The following is a 17,244-nucleotide window of genomic DNA, read 5'->3' on the forward strand; positions in this document are numbered from 1 at the left end:
GTCACAATTCGCCCTCGACGTTGTTTAGCCACGGTAGAAAATTTCGAAACTTGCAATTGGAATGCATCGTCAACATGAGATTGCACCAGTAGACCGAGTCCTCGTGCGAAAGGGTCGAAAGGGGACTATCCGAATTATGTCTCTCCACGCCTTCGCAGACGAAGTTCACACCATTGCCCCATATCGCAGCATGTGTTTCCAACTTCAGCTTTATAAGCTCATTACTTCTTCCGGGTATTATGGAGACGCCCATATTATTATGAAGGTAGCGGGCCTCAACAACTACTGATTCGCACCCATTCCTACTTGTTTGACCAGTGGAATCCTGTCGTGTGTACAATAGTACTGGTTGGAAGGGAGACATCAGGTTCTTGTGCCCAATTGAGGATTCGTCTGTGAAGCCAACAAAGTTATTGCGAAGGCTGGCATGGACTGAAACCATCTCAGTTTCCTGAACTACTAAGAAACCATGGGTCGAGGTCATTACACTGTCTCCGCAACGAAGATCAGAGATCGGTGTCGCGCCATGTGGCGTTACCACGATGGTTTCAGCGGACACGCCCGTTGTACGTTGGTTCGCTGGGATGCGGTCTGCCCAAGAATGCTGATCACTACGTTCTGCTTCATTCGGAAGTGGATGAAACAGAAAGTCGGAGAAGCGCCGCCCGATCCGGACGTCATCGATATCCTCACTGACCAATAAATCTCCCCCCACCGCCGTCCCCTGGTCAGAAGGGGCAGGGGTATCAAAGTACAAGTCCCAACCGTTGGAGATCGAAGCACCTAGGAGACCCAATTCCAAATTGCCTATCCAATCTAATCGGTGCCAGAACCCCGACACTGGATTATGAGCAAGCGTCTTCCCCACGCGGTGAAGTACCAAGCCAGCGCGATACAGAGTTCCCCTAAATTGCAAGACTTCTCTGGTTATGAAGCGACCGCCATCAGACAAATCGAAGTGAACGTCAATCGAGAGCCGCTCAGAAGATTGGACTTGGTATTGGATGCCAGATGGGACAAAATCGGTATTCTGGTCAAACATGAGCGCATTCATTGAGCCTCTGACCGGTCTACCGTCTGCGAGAATCTGACCTTCCAGAGTAATCTGCAATGTTGCGGTATCGTGGATCTGTTGACTTTGCGATAAGACCAGCATTGCAACCCTCCTTTTACCAGCTTACTGACTCTGAGTTTCTGCGGGCAATCTTCAACACGTGAAGAATAAGTTGAACTCTCTATTTAATTGGAAACGCCATTTTGATCACGCGAATCCAATGTTCGGCGCCAGGAGCAAGAAGGTGCTTCGCCCTTCCAGCCATGTTGCCACTAAGTTTCTTCGGGAGGTCTATGAAGCCCTTTGTTGGAAATTGTTGCTCGTCTTCCGAGTATGACTCCATTATTTTCTCAACCTCCCGCACTACCGTAGCTAAGTTTTGAATAGACTGCTTCTTCGCCGAACCACGCCCAGTTGCAACGAGTTCGATTGCGCCTGGGCTTCCACCGTTAAAGCGCGTGGGTATGTACGAGACATCCCCCTCACTATGACTGAAAACACCCCTAGGCGCGTCGTTCAACATACTGGGAAAGTAGGCGTTACTCATGATCAAGTTCCGGTCCTCGTCGCTACAATCTTCGGATCGAATATAGAGATCAAGAAACCGAGTTGCTTCTTCTCGCGTTGAGCTTAAAATTGCGGCACGTGTTCCATTCGAATGTATTGAATTTTGTTCATTTGCGTCATCAGAAACGTAGCCAACCGGCTCAATCACAGTGTAAACTGCACTCCCATGGATCAGTCCAGCACGCACAGCTATACCCTTTGGCTTCATCCACCTGACTATCGAGTCAATCTCAATTGTTTCTAGGTAGGCGAAATGCGCTGATTTCATGATGGTTGAGAGCGGGGCCGAAAGTTCGTACAGGTATGGTCCTTCCGAGTTTCTTACCCACTTAGCTTTGATGAGGACCCTTAGCGCCCTCCACACTGATACACGTGGATATCCAACAATATCACAAAGGTCGGACAGGCTTGTGGGTCCATGTACCGCTAGAGCCTCGATCAAGGACAATGTTCTAGGCAGTAGCGTGCCTCTATTGCCGTCATCTTCGACGGATTCCATTGGTTGGTTTCTCACACTCGCACCCCGGAAAGATCATTTTTTTCTATGTTTTTCAGGGCCTCCCCTAGAATGAGGTATCGCATCATTGAGCGTGTCGGGCCAGCGGCCCATTCCGTTTGAAGGAATGCGATAGCCACCGTTTGGACAGACGTGTCATGCGAGGACGGGCGTCAAGCTGGCTATCATTGTGATTTTTTGGCTTACGCCCGATTGGCGGTTGCCGCCCGTATCAGGTCCGGCGTGCGGCTAGTTCGAGGTCGCCTCACTGCCCGACGCCCAAACAGATCTCAGCCTGGCCGGGTGTCAAGGCGAGGTCCACAACAGCATGTCCTTGCACGACGGTTGGAGGTCGCCCCCCGCGAGCTGAGCGCCACCCGGAAGCTAACCGCCTAGTTGCGCCGCGTAGCTGACGCAAGTCCAGCATCGAGCCGGGAAAGGCTAGGAAGTCTGCGCCGCATCCACAAACTCAAACGTTACCGCGTGCTCGCCGACGCTCAAAGGCGGTCGGAACTGGGAGTTGATTGCAGAGATACGTTCTGACGCTACCGTGCAGATGGCGGAACAGAGCTAGCTCGGCTCCGCACGGTACTCGAGGAATTAGAAATATCAGTTTCGGTTCGCCATTCTAGTCTACTGAAACTTCAATCGGTGTAGTAGCAAGAATGCGCAATAACTCTGTGCGCATTTGACTTGGATTGCCGACAAGACCTTGATCCACGCATATGCGGGTTGCGATCGCGAGGGCACTTTCGTAGGAATATCCAATTGCAACCAGGGATTCAATAAATTCAGGGTTCGCACGATCCCACGCAACCGTGGCTAGTGGGCCGCGATAGCAGCTCATTGTCACAATCTTCGCGTTGGATTCATTTGCGAGTAGGATACATGAAGTCGCAATCAGGGCCTTCATTGGAACTTTCATATTAAACGTCATCTCAAGAGTCCTCCATTATTTTGAACCAGGCTAGTTTCACTCAACTAGACCAACAGCGCAGCTCTTCCTGGGTGGTCACAGGCGAATAGGTAGGTAGCAATTCTCTCAATCATGCTGACGCCGTCGAAACATGAATCTGCTAGATCAACTTTCTGCTCGAAAGGATGGCAGGCATTGTCCGCACTGTAAGGGAGCGCACCAAATATTTCTTGAGTCATGCAATCATTCCGTTCAATAGTTCAATCATCGACAACGTTTCTGCAAAGCTCAGTGCTGGCCGTGCAGCACTCCCGTATGAAAGAGGCATGACTTCACTTACATGTGGAAACATAGTCTGGATCGTTCGTCTTTCATCAGGCGTTAGGGAAGTCCAGGTTGTGTCGCCCAAGTGGAAGCTCTCACAAACAACACCATTGGCACGGATTAATTGGTGGTCATCGAATAGCAAGCTAACATACTTAAGATTGACATCGATCCCGCGAATGGAGTTGCCTCGGTTGCAAAGCGCGCCAATAGGTACTAAAACTTCAGCCTCGCCAAATGTGAGCTCGGCTTGCCAGCCGGAAATTAAGATTCGATGACTACTTGAGAGGCGCAACCTATCCGTGCTTCCTAGTGTGCCCTTTGATATTTCAACAGGTGACTTGATACCAATGCCTGGATACTGTCTCTTTGTTATCCAGCGCAGTGGCTGAAGATCATTGTCCTCTGTCAGTATCAAGTCACCAATTTGCAGCCTGTCCGCTGAAACTAAGCCAGTTGCAGTCAAAATATTGCTTCTTGAGTCCAATCCAGTCATGATTTGGTGCCTTACAAAACGCTGCATACTGGTCAGAAGGGAATCTCTATAGATCGAGCTTTGGCCTCAATATTTTTAACAATGTTTCTAGCGTCTGTTACTCCGCATTGAGTTGGTTCAAGCCGCCTGTTCAGATTCTCGTACAAGTGATGGGCAGCCCACGGAATTGGCGCCCGCTATTGCTGCTGCATCATGCCTCTTGCCGACCCGCCGCGAAAGCAGGCTGTACCGGTGGTTGAAATCGGTGCGAAGCTGGAAAACGCTACCTTCGGGCGGTCGAGCGCTGCCCGCCAGCCTACGTTTCAGCTGGATGACTGTCGGGAGGCGGAGCAGCTACCTGTGGTGTTTCTCATAGAGCTTCAGCCAGCGCGCTGCGCGCGGTTCCTTCGAGCAACACGATGCAGAGACTAGGCGAGTTTCAAGATCTATTGCGTCAGATGCTTTCAACGCGTCGAACCTGTGTCCGCTATAGGAGTGACCGGCCGCATAGGACTCGCAAGCTGCCATAGAGCCGATTAATCGAGCAAAGGCGGTGAACTGCTCAATTCCCGCTTGAGTTCTTTTGAAAATAGAAAACGTGAAAGACCCGGCTGCTCCTGTATTGTAGCGAACGGGTACGGAAAATGATTGCCTGTCCACATGAAACAAGATGCCCTGGCATGCATCTTTCTGCAAAGCTTTCCAAAATTCCCCATCCTCAATCGCATCTCGCTCTTCTGCAGAGCAGCGATTTGACTTGAGAAACAGAGCGATATGCCGATGCCTTTCCTCCAACGTGCAGGCGAGTAGGGCGACCCGAACGGGCGGATCAAAGACTGGCGAGGCGCTGCCGTGGACATCAATTTCTATCGAGTTCGGCTCGATTGCGGTGAACTGGCAACTCCCGTGAAGGATGCCTGCCATTGAGAAATATTTCGACCCTTCTCCCCGGCTGCAGAACGCATCAACCTCAACCGTCTCATCTAAAGCGAACTGCGCCTCACGAACAAATTGCGAGAATGAAACGGAAAGCTCATAAGCGTGCCTTCTTACAGACATCCTGACCCATCCAGCCCTGGATAAATTCTGCAAGGCCCGCCAAATCGATACGCGAGGTATGTCTAGTACCTTGTCAAGCTCACTGAGTGTTGACGGGCCCTGCTTTCCAAGAGCCATCAAGATCATGATCGCTCTTGAAATATAATCTTTATTGGAGGATTCTTCTTCAAGGTTGTCAATCTCGATGAGAATTCCCCTTTGGGGAATTGAGGACGGCATGACGCCTCCATTCTGTTCTAAGTCGATAGCTAGGGTCCCCACCCGCAGCTTTCAGAGATTCTCCCGAATTATCACACAATTACCTTACTTTACGGAACGCTCAAGTCTCGCGTTTCGCCGGGCGGAACCGACGTCCATTCCCGGTGTTGGTCAAGTGAATAGAAAATGTGAGTCGATAGATATAAGAAAAATGGCCATTTTGACGCGTTCGCTGGCGCAAATGGGGTGGATGAGGCCGAAAGCGCTCTGGCGGACTTCGAACGCTTTGCAAAATATCTCGGTCCGGACCGGGTCCAGTTGCACGGCTACGCCTTTGAAGCGCTTGGGGACGCGCTCGCCGCCACTGCACGGCAGGACGAAGCCCGCTTGGAGTGGCACAATGCGCTGGCGCGCTTCGAAAGCCACAAGCCTGAACGCTGGCAGCAGGAAATCCACAAACTAAAGCAAAAGGCCGAAGGCGAGAGGTGACAGGCGGTTTCGGCCCACACCGCGCTGGCCGATCCCGAGCATTTAGGCACCCGCAGCCTCGTGCGGTGTTGCTGAGGAAAGGTCATGTCGGACAGTACGTCCTCTTTGGCGGTATCCACGAGCGTGGCCAACTTCGGGAGCTTTCCGCGCATCTGATCCGCCGCAAGACGCTACTGCGCCTTGGTCGCCGCATGGTCGGGCTGTGCGAAGGCGGTGGTGATGAAGGCCGAGACCACCCTGCGGCTGTTCTTGTCGGCGTGGGCAAGGGCATTGCGCTGGAAGTGGACACGGCATCACTGCCAGGTCGTGGACAGCACGCGGGCCGTGGCGGCCTTGATCCCTTCATGTGCGTCACTGATCACCAGCTTCGGGAGTGATGCGTGCGGCCCTGAGCATGTCTCGGAGTTCTTCGATGCCGTGATCCGTGAGGGCCGTAGTCGCTTCCTCTGAAGCGGTATAGACACTGATGATCGCGCCGAAGGTCAGATTGTCGTCGTTGGAGATGATGGCAGAAGTACAACATGAAACCTTGGACAGACCGGGCGATGTTCACGATCAGGGGATTGTGACACGGGTGCGCAACGTGCGGGTCAATCCTCACCTTCCGGATCGTTGTCCGCAGTCAAACCATAGCGACGCATCTTGTCGTTGAGCGTGCGGCGCGGGATTCCCAGCGTTTCCGAGGTACGCAGTGTGTTGCCTTGATGGACATCCAGCGCGGCCGCGATCTCGCGGGCTTGGAAATCAGCGACGCGCTCCGCCAGTGTCTGCGGGTTCGCCCCGGTGGCGGCCGTATGCGGCATATCGAAAAGCCCCAAGGCATATGCTTCGGCGCTGGCCCTCAGTTCGCGGACATTGCCCGGCCATGCGGCGCGTTTGAGCTTTTGTTGCAGCATCCAAGGCATCTCGGGATCGGCTCGGCCATAGCGGCGGGCGGCAAGTTGGGCGTAATGGGCGAAGATCAGCGGGATGTCTTCTCCGGCCTCGCGTAGGGTCGGGGTCGGAAGCTCGGTGCCGGCCAACCTGAAATAGAGATCCGGCCGGAAACCGTTGACGTCGCGGAGCCGGGATTTCGTGGTTGAAATCACCCGGATATCGAGCGGGCGCGGCGCCGTATCCCCGATGCGCTCTACCGTTCGTTCCTGCAGGACGCGGAGAAGCTTGGGCTGGATAGAAGGCGGCATCGTCTCGACTTCGTCCAGCATCAGGGTGCCACCATTGGCCGCTTCCAATTTTCCCGCCCGCCCGGCCGCGTCATGAGCGAAGACACCGGCGCCGTTACCAAAGAGGATGGTTTCGGCCATCGCTTCGGACAGCGCCGCGCAATTGAGCGCGACTAAGGGGCCACTTGCACGTGCGCTGCCGGCATGGATCGCACGCGCAGCCAGCTCCTTGCCGGTACCGGTTTCGCCACAAATCACAACGTCGATGTCGACTGACGCCAGTTCCGAGATGCGCTTACGAAAGGCGCGCATCGCGCGGGACCGTCCCAGGATGCTGCCCTGGTCCCGTTCACACAGTACGCGTTGAAGGCGCGCGACCTCCCGGCGTGCGGCTTGCGCCTCGAGTGTGCGCCGGATCACCGACAAAAGATGCGCGGACTCGTAGGGTTTCTCGAGGAAATCCTCGGCCCCGGCGCGGATCGCCTCGACAGCATGCGCGACATCGCCATGCCCCGTGAGCAGGACAACAGGCACGGCCAGTGACTTTTCCCGCAAGGCATGGATGAGCCCGATGCCGTCGGTCCCCGGCATGCGCAGATCGCTGATCACCATGTCCGGTGGGGGCGACATGGCCAGCAGCATGTCCTGCGCAGCCGAAAAGGCGCGCACCTTGTAACCCGCCATCTCGACGAGGTCGGACAGGGCCGTCAGGTGGTCGACATCGTCGTCCACGATATCGATGCATGCGGTCATTGCGGTGCGTCTGAGAGCGGCACAAGCGGCAAGCATACGGTGACTTGCGTTCCGGTCTGCGGGCTCGAGCACATTTCGAGCCCCCCGGAAAAATCCGCAAGGATCACCTTGCAGATGGCAAGCCCCAGCCCGAGACCCTCGCCGATCTGCTTGCTTGAATAGAAGGGTTCCGCCACGCGCGGCAGGTCGGTGTCGAGAATGCCGGCGCCATTGTCGGTCACCGTGATCACTGCGGTCTCTCCGACTGTTTCAAGTGTGACGCTGATTTCGGGCTTCGGTGTAGCGTAGACCGCGTCGAGCGCATTGAGCAGCAGGTTCGTGACGACCTGTTCAATCCGCACATCCCCTGCCATGACGTGCACAGGGTCCGTCGGCATGTCCAGCCGCGGCGACACACCGACGGCCTTTGCCCGCGGCAGCACGAGGTCGAGCGCGGAGCCCAGGGGCGCGCGCAGATCGATCAGGCGGAGGTCAACGGTATCCTTGCGGGCAAAGCTCTTGAGGTGTTTCGTGGTCCGCTGCATCCGGCGGATCATGTCGCGGGCTTTTGCGATCCGTCCCGAGGTTTTCCTGTCATCCGCCCCCATGCCGAGATCAGCCGCCGACAAGGTCGCCTCCATCGCGGCCAGCGGCTGGCTTATCTCGTGGACGATGGCGGCGGACATACGGCCCATCGCGGCCATCTTTTCGGTATGGATCAGGGCCTCTTGCGCGGAGCGCAGGTCGGTTTCGGCCTGCTTGCGGGCGTCGACCTCGCGGGCCAGATCGGCGGTGCGCGCGACCACCATCGCCTCGAGCCTTTCGGATTGCGACAGCCGCATGGCAATAATCTGGCGGCGTTGCTCGATGCCCTTGACGGTTGCCGCTAAGGCGAGCGTGGCCAAGGCTACCAGCGCAGCCCACCCCAGGGCGATCAATTGCAACCCGCGCATCGGACGCGCCGCGATCACCCTGCCACCTGTCGCCGGAATCGGTCCGACACGTGCCATCCAGTCATCGCCGGATGCATCGGCGCCGTCTGGCGGCTTGGCCAAAAGCGCCGCCGTTTCACCAAGCCCTACCCCCTCATAGGCCCGTGTGGCGAAGAGGTGCTCCAGCGTTTCCGGCGACAGGGCGACGAGCGGGCGATACTGCCAGTCCGGCCTTGCCGAGAGGAACACCACGCCATGTTCGTCAGCCAGCGCGACATCGGCCTCGGCGGCGCGCCATGTCTGTTGCAGCGGGCGCAGGTCCAGCTTCACGACCATCACGCCGGCACGGCCGCCCACATCGACGCGCGCCGACAGGAAGTAGCCCGGCTCGCCGGTGGTGACCCCGATCGCGTAGAATTGGCCCCGCCCAGTCGCGAGCGCGTCCCGGAAATACGGGCGAAAGGCATAGTTCTCTCCCACGAAGCTTCCAGGCTGGTTCCAATTCGACGCAGCGATCGTTTCACCTGACGCGTCGATCAGGAACAATTCGTCGGCTCCGGCATGATCTGCAACCACCTCGAGATAGGCGTTCGCATCCTGCAACGGCCCGTTGCCGGACAGTGCCTGCCGGACGCGGGCGTCTTGGGCGGCAACGGTGGGCAGGGCGCGAAGCCGGTCAATCTCCGCCGCGACAGCGCGGGTCGTCAAGAGCAGGGTCTGGTCCAGTTCCCGGCGAGCCGTCTCGATCGTGAGGGATTGTGCGATGAACCAGACCATCGCCGCGGACAGGCATGCAAGAATGACGGAGCGCGCCACGGTCAGTCGACCACCTTGAGGCTGGCGTCCCTGGTCCCCACGATGTCGACAAGCGCGGCCGTCATGAAGTCACGGCGACCTGACCACGGTCCCGTCGCGCCTCGGCCCAGTTGTGGGCAAGCAGCGCCACCACGAGCACCGCGCCTGCAATCTCGACGAGGAGGTCCGGCCAGAAGAGGGCGACGATGCCCGGCAACAAAAGAACCCGCGTCCAGAGCCGCATCGGCCGCCACAGGAAGGCTTCTAGAACGGCGGCGAAGGCGACCAAACCAAGGATCGCGATGGCTCCGCTCCAGAGGACCAGGGGCAGAGGGCCGCCGAGGATGATCTCCTCGTTGAAGACCATGAAAAGCGGGATCAGATACAGCCCCTTCGCGTATTTCCATGCCTCGAGACTCGTTTCCATCGGTTTGGACCCGGCAATCGCGGCCCCTGCGAATCCTGCCAACGCCACGGGGGGCGTGACATTGCTGTCTTGTGAATACCAGAAGACCACCAGATGCGCGATTAGAAGAGGAATGCCGAATTCTTCGGTCAGGGCAGGGCCGACGAGGATGATGAGGACGATATAGGCAGCCGTCACCGGCAACCCCATGCCGAGGATCAGCGAGGCTATCAGCACGAGAAGCAGCGCCAACACAAGGTTGCCGCCCGAGAAGGCGATCATCATTGCCGAGAACTTCAGGCCAAGGCCGGTCAGCCCCACGGCACCGACGATGATACCCGCAACCGCGCAGGCCATGGAGACTGCCACGGCGTTCCGCGCGCCCAGCTCCAGCGCTTCGAGCGTGAGGGCGATGCCCCGGCGGCAAAGGTCCAAAAAGCCCGCCATGCTCGGCCTCGCGGTAAAGAAGGTCCAGAGCGCACGGGCCGAGGCCGCCGCGATGATCGACAGGATCGCGTAGAAGCCCACCCGCATGGGCGAGTAGCCCGCAACCAGCAGAGCCACCAGCGCCACCAGCGGTAAGAGGAAGTGCCAGCCTCCGGCAAGGACGGTGCGGGTGCGCGGCAAGTCCGAGGCGGGAAGGCCGGTCATGCCCTGCTTCACAGCAGCGATGTGGACCAGAAGGTAGACAACCCCGAAATAGAGAATGGCCGGAAAGATTGAGACCAGAACGATATCGACATAAGGGACGCGGGTGAATTCCGACATAAGGAACGCGCCCGCTCCCATGAGCGGTGGCATGATCTGCCCGCCCGTACTCGCCGCGGCTTCGATGCCGCCGGCCTGCGCAGGTCGGTAGCCGAGCTTCTTCATGAGCGGGATGGTGAAGGCGCCGGTGGTGACCACATTGGCGATGGCGCTGCCGCTAATGGACCCCATACCCGCGCTTGCGATGACCGCCGCCTTGGCGGGCCCGCCGCGCTGGCGGCCCGTTGCGGCATAGGCAAGATCGATGAAGAACTTGCCAGCGCCAGTCACCTCGAGGAAGGCGCCGAAGAGCACGAAGATGAAGACGAAGGTGGCGGCGACGCCCAGCGGGATGCCGAAGATGCCCTCGGCCCCCAGCGTCATCTGACTGGCCACACGTTCCAGCGAATAGCCTCGGTGATTCAGGATGCCGGGCATCACGTCGGCGAGGAACGGTAACTCGCCTCGGCTGCCTGCAAAGACATAGACGAGAAAGGCCGCGCCGATGATCGTCATGCCGAGACCCACCGCCCGGCGCGCGCCTTCGAGCACGACAAGGATGGTCAGCACACCCATCCAGACGTCGATCTGGCGGGGAAAGACTTGGTTCGCGATGATGTCGATGTTCAGGGGCACCCAGGCCCCGGCGGCGATCCCGGCCATGATCAACGGCCCATCAATTGCCCAGCCAAGCGGGCCTCGCGGCTTGTCTCGTCCGAAGACGGGATAGATCAGGAAACACAGGACAAGGATGAATCCCAGATGGATCGGGCGCTGGAAGAACAGGCCGAGCGGCTGAACCCCCGCCGCCCAGAGCTGAAATAGCGACAGTGCGATGCCGATCACCATGATCGCGCGCAGCACGATTGGCGACTGTGGCATCGAGCCTAACTTGAGGGCGGGGGGCAGATCGGCTTGTGTGGTCATTGGTCGTTTTTCCCAATCAAGGCTATGGCACTCGCTCACGCGCGGCGGCCGCAGACAGGGACACCTCCCTGTCGTCGATTGTGAGTCTGTGATTGACAGTGCCCGCGCCGGGCCGCAGCACATAGGCATTGCCCAGCACGAGTTCGTCGATCCCTAGGACAAGATAGCCGCGCTGTACGTCGCTGACCTGTTGTCCGCGGCCGGGGATGTGGTCCAGCCCGGCGGCGAGATCCGGCAAATGCGACCAGACCAGCACCATGTACCCGCCACGGTTCTCATAGCAGTCCGAAACCTCGAAACCTTGAACGGAATGGTGCCACAACACGCACCATTCGGCGCCATTTGGATCATCAAACCGCGCAATCTCTTCGCCTGTTTCGCGCAGAACGACAAGGGTTTAGGCAAAGGCTGCCGGGTTAGGGGCGACAGGAGAAGGAGGGCGAAATATCGCCCTCCTCTTGTCCAACGCGTCACGGACGGAGGCGGTCAGGCACGCTCGCGCCGATTTCCTCAAAGTATCGAATTGCGCCCGGGTGCAGCGGCACCGGGGTTGCGGCCAGCGTGAACTCGACTGTGGTCTGGTTCGCAGCCGGGTGCACGGCTTGCATATCGGCGATGTTTTCGAACATCGCCCTGGTGATCGCATAGGCGAGATCATCTGACATCTCCGAGGATACGGTCAGTACGTTGGGAATGCCCAGCACGGTGATGTCCTCGGCCACGCCGGTGTAGGTGCCCCCTGGCAGGGTAGTCAGAGCGAAGGTTGCGTCAGCCGCCATTGCAGCCGCGAGCTGTGCTTCGTTCAACGCGATGATCGTAATGTTCTGGGTTGTTGCAAGGTTCAGGATCGACGAGGTCGGCGTACCCACTGACCAGAAGCCCGCGTCGATATCACCATTGGCAAGTGCGTCGGCGGTTTCGTTGAAGTTCAGGCGCTGTTCGTCGATATCATCATAGGTGATACCATTGGCTTCCAGGATCGCGGCTGTGTTCACCTCCGTGCCGGAACCGGGCGCCCCGATGGACACGCGTTTTCCACGCAGATCGTCGAGCGTGGTGATCCCGCTGCCTTCCAACGCGACGATATGGATCATGTTGGCATACAAAGACCCGAGGCTCCTCACCATGGAAAGTTGTTGCCCATCGAAGCGGCCCGTGCCGCCATAAGCCTGAGCCACGGTGTCTGCGAGCCCGATGGCAAGGTCCGCGTCGCCTGTCGCAATCAGACCCATGTTCTCGACCGAAGCGCCGGTCACTTCGGCGGTGGCCGAATAGCCCTTGACATGGGTGTTGATGACCTCGGCCAGCCCGCCGCCCATGGGGTAGTAGACCCCGCCGGTGCCGCCAGTTGCGATGGACAGCTGGTCCTGTGCAAGCAAAGGTGTCCCAAATCCGACCGCGATCACGGCGGCGGCTCCTATCAGGGCCTTGGGCCCGCGAAATCCTTTGTAGAACATGTATTCCTCCTATGGTCTGTCGTCTCGCGTTCCTCCCGCGACGGGTTCAAATTCGCAGACATGTTTAAAGAAGCGGAATGTTATTTGGTCTTCAGAGCGACTTTCGTCGCAATCCTCCGCCACGTAGAAAGCAGGATTTCGCCAAAGGTGCCTGCCCTGCGGGGTTGGCGGCCAAGAGGGGACGGGTTGATTGAAGGACACATGCGCGCCCCCGAGATCGGCAGAACCCATGGAGGATCGAAGCAAGGCAGCCGCAGTGTCATATGATTGGCGCAATGAGTGTGCAAATCATGTGCAGCCATCATCGGAAGCCGCTCATTGTACTGGCGGGAGCCGTTCGTACAACTAGCTCACCGCGCGCCGAGCCCACTACCATCGTAATCAACGCGCATAACAACGGTCCTTTTCCGCTGGATCGTCAGGTTTGCGTGCTGCGCCGCCGCAAGGCAGCTTCCCGCCCCGACTTAAGGGGCGTCGCGACCGGCCCAGAACGGCCCTACATCGCCGCACCCGACGCTGCGATGCGGCTTCACCAAACCGGCCATTCGCGGATCGTGCACCATGGTCCGGCAGGCCAAGGTCAGCATTGGCGGACGGAGCGGACGTTCGCTGCGGTTCCGCTGATGACCTCTTTCTGTTGTGGCCGTTGTTATGTGAGACTAAGCTTCGCAGGACAAGAACGTTAATTTTCTAGGGGTGGAACCGTGAACGCCAACCGATTGATCCTGGCCATGGCAATTGTCCTACTACTAGCAAACTCGACATTTGCCCAAGGTAATGATTGCCCTGACAAGATATCAAGACAGTGCATCGTTTCGAAAATGGTGTTTGCGATAGACGCATATTACGAGCCGAAAGAGAAGCAACACTATATAGCAGGTGTGGTTCGACAACTCATCTGGAGCGAACTTCATGAAGAGGCAATTGGCCTCTTGAAAACCCATGGTGAAACGCTTGGCTATTCAGACCTACGGTTTTTTGCAGAAGACCTTGCGGAAAGTGGCTTCTTTGAAGACGCAAGATGGACATTCAATCTTGCTGTCCATGTCACTGAGGTGGGTAGACTAGGAGCGAGACATTCAGCGCTCGATCTTCTGACTCTGGCAGAGATGCAGTTCGAACAGGGTTTCTCAGAAGATGCAGGAGAGACGCTTAGACGAGCAGCAGTACTTGCTAGGCAGATTTCCGACCCTGCCCAAGCTGTTTACGAAATGGAGGCCACAGCCATTCGTCAGCGTCTCCTTGGATGGCCAGAAGATGTTGAGGCAACACTCAGGGGTTCAGTTGAACTGGCGCAAACTATCGAAAGGGATCAGATTAGGGCTTTCAAGATCGGAAGCGTTGGTAAGGAATATTTCTTGTCAGGCTTTGAAGGTTTGGGAGACCGTGCCTTTGCGACGATGGAGGCGGTTCTATCTGAAGACGCCATTAGTGACTATGACAAGACGCAGATGATTAGTGCTTTGATCTCAGATCATGCACAGGCGGGACGGCTTGAAACAGCGTATGAGCTGTCACAAAAATACGAATTTTCCGCAGGTCAGTACCAAGTGGCTTTGTTTAGCGCTGCAAACATACTTGCCAGTTCGGAAGGGGGATACCTCCCCAAATTCATGCCTAGTTCAGTCGAACGTTTAGCCGGGATTGCAGAGCAGCTTACCGACATTAACAAAGCAGGTACAGCTTATGGTTGGTTGATCCTCCGCCTCGTGAGAGAAGGTCAATTTGATGAGGCGCTGTCATTCTTGCCAAAGATTGAAGGATCACAGCCTCACTCTGAGGCTGTCTATAACATAGTGGGGCATATCGCTCGCGATGCGGACGATCCTATTCGAGCCGAAGAGATACTGCTTCGTGAAAAGCCAACAGGAGAACTGTCGCCGTATGAAAGTGGTAACAACTCGGTAGGATATCCTCTCGAACTGGTCGGACAGGGTTTCGCCGACCTAGGTATGCATGAGAGGGCATTGCCGTACCTTCAACGGGCGCTCGACATGTACATTGAGGACACCGACACTCGTAAGTCCTTGCCTTGGGGCATTTTTCACCGATTTGCTCTCGCAGGACATGGTAATGAGATGTTCGAAATGTTGCGCGTTGCGGAGACACCAGAAGATCGCTTCGAACTCATTCAGGCAATTGCACTAGGGGCTTTGAAGGGGGGGCATCTGGACGTTGCAGACAAGGCAATCATATCTCTGCAACCTATCATTGAAAGCCTACCTGACGAGCCAGATGAGCAGATGAAGGCGTTGATGCCCGATGCACAGAATCTACCAACACCTCGGAGCATAGCGCTTGGTAAGCTCTCTCACATTTACCGCCAGATGGCCACGCATTTTCTGGAAGTGGGTGAGTATCAGAAGGCACGAGACATTCTGAGGCGGGTTGATTTGCAAGCTGACACATCAAACGAATACGTGAAGTTGGCGCTCGCCTTGTCTGCTGATGAACAGAGTTTCAGCGCAAAAGTCTTGACCGATGTACTAGGTGCTGCTGATCAAGCGACTTCACCGCAAGACCGTGTATCGTTTTATGCTAGTCTTCTTCGAAATTTAGAATGACACGTGGTGGTTTTTCGGCAGCTTCGCAGAAGCCGACCTTCGTGTAAGGCGCGGCATCATGCACTCTAGGGCTCGAAGCCGACTTCGGATGCGGCGCAGCGCGTCGGTCGAGGCAGACTCGCCCATTGTCTTGGACGGCCCGAGGACGAAGCCGCTCCGCGGCATTGGCGCTTTTGGCTGATGGGGTGAGCTGGACACCCGCAAGAACACACCAGATTTCCGCCCTTCGGCCTCTGCAGCGAATGGGGCAATGACGTGCAGCGCCGATCAAGATGATCGGGGTCCTGTTTCGCCAATATTGGAGGTCTGCGGACGGACTCACCCCATGGCGGCCCGCCGCTCGTGGAAGACCAGACGATCGAAGTTGTAGGCGAGATTGGCGAGCGTCAGTTTGGCTTCAGCGCGCGCGAGGCCGATGGTGCGGATGAACAGGCCGAAGCGGTTCTTCTGATGGGCGAAGACATGCTCGACCTGGGCGCGCACGGAAGATTTCCTGAAGTTGGCTTGGGCGGTCGCCTTCGGCATCGGTTTCCCGTGCGGCTTGCGGCGGTGGATGCTGCTGATGAAGCCGTTTTTCACCAGCCATGTCTCGTTGCTTTGCGAGCGATAGGCGCTGTCGGCCCAGACTTCCATCGACGTGTTTTCATCGGACAACAGCTGCCGCAGCATGCGCCCATCCGGGGCCGCCGCGGAGGTCACTGCGCTCTCGCGGATGAAGCCGAAGCGCCGGTCGATGCTGATGTGGGATTTGTAGCCAAAGACAGGCAGCGCGATCTGCGGCAAGGGCTTGCCGTCCGGGCGATAGCGGATCTTGCCGCCGATCTTCAGGGTCCAGCGCGCATTCGTGTCCTTCTGGGCGGCCTTGTTCGGCGCGTCGGGCCAAATCTCCTTGGCCGTCTTCCCCGCCTTGATTGCGTCTTTCTCGCCCTCGGTGTTGCGCTGCTTCGGCGCCGGAACCAGGCTGGCATCCACGATCTGACCGGACATCGGGATGTATCCCTTCTTGTGAAGTTGCCAGTCGAACGCCTTCATCACCCGCTTCAGCGTGCCGGTCTCGGTCAGCCGGTTGCGAAAGTGCCGGATCGTGTTCTCGTCTGGCGTCGGCGCGCCCAGGTCAAAGCCGAGAAACCGCATCCAGGACAGCCGGTCCCGGATCATGAATTCCATCCGCGCGTCCGAAAGGTTGTGCTGTGCCTGCAGGATCAGCGCCTTGAACATCGAGACGGGGTCGAACGGCGGGCGGCCGCCTTTGGAACCGTCGCCGTAACCCAGACCCTCGACCAGCCAGCCCCGGAAATGCTCGAAATCCACCGTCGCATCCAGCACCTCGAGCGGATCGCCATGCCTGGACAAAGCCTCAAGCTGTTCCGTCAGACCGAAGAAACTCCGTTGATCCATGCGCCCGCTCCTCAACCAAGCCTGTGGAGCGAATGAATCACGATACCGACAATCCCGCTAGGTTTTTGCGGGTGTCCAGCTGCCCGTCACGGCGCGCGTTTTGCGATCTGACCGACCTGACTGACGATTGGGACCTTCTCAATCATCAGACAGGAGGCTTCCATGACAGAAGAGAGAGTAAGCCCGCTGCGCCAGCGGATGATCGAAGACATGCGCATCCGTGGAATGGGCGACAAGGCGCAGAAGTCGCACATCCGGGCAATAAAGGATTTCACGGCCCTTCTCGGGCGATCGCCCGACACGGCGACGCCGGAGGATCTGCGGGCGTATCAACTGCACATGACGGACACGGGGGTCACGCCGTCGACGTTCAACGTGCGGATCGTGGCACTGTGGACTTGCCCGGGAAATGTGGAGAGCACCAACTTAGGAACCAGGAGGTGTTCAATGGGAAACGGAAACAGACCGACGCCAGAGTTTCGGCGCGAAGCGGTCAGGCTGGCACTGACCAGCGGTCGGACACGGCGCGAGATCGCGGAAGATTT

General features: G+C 57.6%; 13 protein-coding genes and 1 pseudogene. 3 read left to right on the forward strand and 11 right to left on the reverse strand.

Going from position 1 to position 17,244, the window contains the following annotated elements; genetic code table 11:
- Nucleotide 1: 1 nt before the first annotated feature.
- The 4 genes from KTJ87_RS17765 to KTJ87_RS17780 form a co-directional block, all read right to left on the reverse strand.
- Nucleotides 2-1,156 (reverse strand): Hint domain-containing protein, encoded by a 1,155-nt coding sequence (locus KTJ87_RS17765; RefSeq protein ID WP_267140498.1) that lies wholly within the window; start codon nucleotides 1,154-1,156, stop codon nucleotides 2-4.
- A gap of 79 nt (nucleotides 1,157-1,235) precedes the next feature.
- Entirely contained in the window at nucleotides 1,236-2,120 is an 885-nt protein-coding gene (locus tag KTJ87_RS17770) for a helix-turn-helix domain-containing protein (RefSeq protein WP_267140499.1), read from the reverse strand.
- A gap of 1,148 nt (nucleotides 2,121-3,268) precedes the next feature.
- Nucleotides 3,269-3,853 carry a Hint domain-containing protein gene (locus KTJ87_RS17775; protein ID WP_267140500.1) on the reverse strand — a complete coding sequence of 195 codons (585 nt, stop codon included), beginning with the start codon at nucleotides 3,851-3,853 and terminating at the stop codon, nucleotides 3,269-3,271.
- Nucleotides 3,854-4,186: 333 nt separating this feature from the next.
- Nucleotides 4,187-5,110: a helix-turn-helix domain-containing protein gene (locus tag KTJ87_RS17780; RefSeq protein ID WP_267140501.1), complete on the reverse strand. Its 924-nt coding sequence runs from the start codon at nucleotides 5,108-5,110 to the stop codon at nucleotides 4,187-4,189.
- A 225-nt stretch (nucleotides 5,111-5,335) separates the two neighbouring features.
- Between KTJ87_RS17780 and KTJ87_RS17785 the strand changes: the two genes are divergently transcribed.
- Entirely contained in the window at nucleotides 5,336-5,578 is a 243-nt protein-coding gene (locus KTJ87_RS17785) for a hypothetical protein (RefSeq protein WP_267140511.1), read from the forward strand.
- Nucleotides 5,579-5,631: 53 nt separating this feature from the next.
- On the opposite strand, the pseudogene KTJ87_RS17790 reads toward KTJ87_RS17785, so the two are convergent.
- The 6 genes and pseudogenes from KTJ87_RS17790 to KTJ87_RS17815 form a co-directional block, all read right to left on the reverse strand.
- Nucleotides 5,632-5,946, reverse strand: a pseudogene (locus tag KTJ87_RS17790) (transposase); the annotation flags it as partial.
- 222 nt (nucleotides 5,947-6,168) lie between these two features.
- Nucleotides 6,169-7,494, reverse strand: a complete 1,326-nt coding sequence (locus KTJ87_RS17795; RefSeq protein ID WP_267140502.1) for a sigma-54-dependent transcriptional regulator — start codon at nucleotides 7,492-7,494, stop codon at nucleotides 6,169-6,171.
- Complete coding sequence (locus KTJ87_RS17800) at nucleotides 7,491-9,221, reverse strand: sensor histidine kinase (RefSeq protein WP_267140503.1); 1,731 nt, start codon at nucleotides 9,219-9,221, stop codon at nucleotides 7,491-7,493. The genes KTJ87_RS17795 and KTJ87_RS17800 overlap by 4 nt, the downstream gene beginning before the upstream one ends.
- 61 nt (nucleotides 9,222-9,282) lie before the next feature.
- The gene (locus KTJ87_RS17805) at nucleotides 9,283-11,280 is read right to left on the reverse strand and encodes a TRAP transporter permease (RefSeq protein WP_267140504.1); all 1,998 of its coding nucleotides are present in this window, start codon (nucleotides 11,278-11,280) and stop codon (nucleotides 9,283-9,285) included.
- 22 nt (nucleotides 11,281-11,302) lie between these two features.
- Entirely contained in the window at nucleotides 11,303-11,605 is a 303-nt protein-coding gene (locus tag KTJ87_RS17810) for a DUF1850 domain-containing protein (RefSeq protein WP_267140505.1), read from the reverse strand.
- A 145-nt stretch (nucleotides 11,606-11,750) separates the two neighbouring features.
- Entirely contained in the window at nucleotides 11,751-12,737 is a 987-nt protein-coding gene (locus tag KTJ87_RS17815) for a TAXI family TRAP transporter solute-binding subunit (RefSeq protein ID WP_267140506.1), read from the reverse strand.
- Nucleotides 12,738-13,441: 704 nt separating this feature from the next.
- Between KTJ87_RS17815 and KTJ87_RS17820 the strand changes: the two genes are divergently transcribed.
- On the forward strand, nucleotides 13,442-15,301 hold the full coding sequence (locus KTJ87_RS17820; protein ID WP_267140507.1) for a hypothetical protein: 1,860 nt from the start codon (nucleotides 13,442-13,444) through the stop codon (nucleotides 15,299-15,301).
- A 318-nt stretch (nucleotides 15,302-15,619) separates the two neighbouring features.
- Here KTJ87_RS17820 and KTJ87_RS17825 read toward each other — a convergent pair whose 3' ends face one another.
- On the reverse strand, nucleotides 15,620-16,699 hold the full coding sequence (locus KTJ87_RS17825; RefSeq protein WP_267140508.1) for an IS5 family transposase: 1,080 nt from the start codon (nucleotides 16,697-16,699) through the stop codon (nucleotides 15,620-15,622).
- Between the two features lie 162 nt (nucleotides 16,700-16,861).
- Between KTJ87_RS17825 and KTJ87_RS17830 the strand changes: the two genes are divergently transcribed.
- Nucleotides 16,862-17,244: phage integrase N-terminal SAM-like domain-containing protein (locus KTJ87_RS17830; RefSeq protein ID WP_267140509.1), on the forward strand; the 383-nt coding region annotated here is incomplete at its 3' end.

Source organism: Anianabacter salinae, assembly GCF_019061145.1.
GTDB lineage: Bacteria > Pseudomonadota > Alphaproteobacteria > Rhodobacterales > Rhodobacteraceae > Anianibacter > Anianibacter salinarum.